We start from the raw sequence: 1,941 nt of genomic DNA on the forward strand, positions 1-1,941 counted from the left end.
CTTAAATGAAATGAAAGGGGATTAGGAAGTAATGACAGTAATAATCGGAGGGATTTTTGAAAACTATGTGCAAATTTCTGCTGATCGTAGGAGAAGTATATTTAATGGAAAAGAATTTTCACATTCTATAGAGGAGTGGGCAAATAAAATCATTCAGCTTTCTGATCATATTGTTTTAGCTGCATTAGGTGATGTTGAAGCAACTGTGAAATCTAAAAAGAGACTGATGCAGGTGTTTCAACAAAATCCAAATATAAGTTTAGGAGAGTTGGTTGAAGAATCGCAGTCTATTTTCCGAGAAGAGCTTATGAACAGAAAAAAAGAATATGCGGAAGAACTTCACAAAAAGAAATCTTTCATTTGCAGGGTCTTTTCTAAAAAGAAACCATTAGAAGAAATTAAGGTAAATGCTGCATATTTAATTGGGGGCTTTGATCACGATAAAAATGAACCTTTTCTTTATGTATTTGGAAATATTAATAATTATAAATTAAAGGACTTGAAAGCTCCACATTTTGTCCCTTTAGGTGAGTGTATGGATGAAATAAGAAACCGATTAGAAGAAAGATTACATGTTAATATTTCATTAGGTATGTGTATGAAAGAATTTGGAGAAGAAATAAAATTTGCTGCTAGTAAGAAACAATCCGTTAATGAAAATGTATACCATTGTACAATCACTAAAAAAGGGATTACTTTCAGGGAAACTCCACCTAAGCCCGCAATATAGATGGTTATGAGCAAACTTCTTTCTAAAGTAGTGTATGACTATTAAAGGGAGTGGAAGATAAGTGGATAGTGAGTTTTTAATTAAGATACCTGGTAAGGGGCTTTCGTTGGAGGAGATAGCATCTTCATACCTAGAATTGATAGAAGATGATTTTAATATAACAATTGAAGAAATGGCTGATTATCTTAGTTGTAGTTATGACTATGTACAAAGGAACATAGCGCCATGCATCTATCATGTATATATTAACTCTGTAGCAAATAAGGCTTTATTTACACATTGTGAGGGTAGTAAATATGTGGAGCTGTTCACGAAACGTAAATTATTTTCGCGAAGTGAGTTTCAACAATTCTTGTTGAAAGAGTCAGTTTTGCTTGTTGATCGGCAACGGTATTACTTGGACGAGTTAAGCATCGCATCCAGGGAGAAAATGATGAGATTAGCTAAAAAACAAGAACAAAAAACTACTACTACAAAGATGTTTGAAACTATAGCGCTACAGCAGACAAGTCTTCTATATTCGAAAACAGATTTAATGAATAAAGTTGTTGAAGAGTTTCCGGTTAGCGAATTACCTATGGGATTATATAGTCTCAAAGACTTATTAGATGGTATAGATGATCTGAATTTAAAGTTTCGATATAAAGTATCGGTGTATCGATACCTGGAGAAACAAGGGATTCCAAAGGTGAAGATACAATCATTAATACGATATAGAAGAGAAGATTTAGAAAATACTGCTGTGTATTCGCTGCCTTTAATAGTAGATAAAAAAGAAATACTAGCAAGTATTGAAAAAATGCTAGGGACGGATGTGTAATTCACTGAGTTCTTAATACATGAGAATTGTATATTCAATGAAAGATAAAAAGTACGTGAGAAGAAATGAAAAAGAAATGAAAAAGAAATGAAAAAGAATAATTTATAAAAAGGACTCTTGTGTGTATTAGGAGTTCTTTTTATAAATCTTTTTATATATTACTGATAAAGGTAACATATAATATAATCTATTAATTTCCATTCTGACAAAATACAGCAAAGACCGTGCGAGCTTCGTCGATGGATTTTAAAAGGGATTATTCCTTCAATATGGAATTCCCCTTATAGGCCTCACGACACCATTTCGGGAAAATTGTACGCTAAGGACTACAGACCTTTGTCATTACAGTGTTTCTTTTAGATGAGTATATGTTCATAAAGATAAAATACAA

At 32.3% G+C, this 1,941-nt stretch carries 2 protein-coding genes; both read left to right on the plus strand.

Translation table 11 applies throughout. From position 1 onward, the window contains the following. Nucleotides 1–31: 31 nt before the first annotated feature. Nucleotides 32–730 carry a hypothetical protein gene (locus RCF13_RS18440; RefSeq protein WP_000215994.1) on the plus strand — a complete coding sequence of 233 codons (699 nt, stop codon included), beginning with the start codon at nucleotides 32–34 and terminating at the stop codon, nucleotides 728–730. 61 nt (nucleotides 731–791) lie between these two features. Then, entirely contained in the window at nucleotides 792–1,550 is a 759-nt protein-coding gene (locus tag RCF13_RS18445; protein WP_000376629.1) for a hypothetical protein, read from the plus strand. Nucleotides 1,551–1,941 lie beyond the last annotated feature (391 nt).

The sequence above is a fragment of the Stenotrophomonas maltophilia group sp. RNC7 genome (assembly GCF_030910085.1).
GTDB lineage: Bacteria > Pseudomonadota > Gammaproteobacteria > Xanthomonadales > Xanthomonadaceae > Stenotrophomonas > Stenotrophomonas sepilia.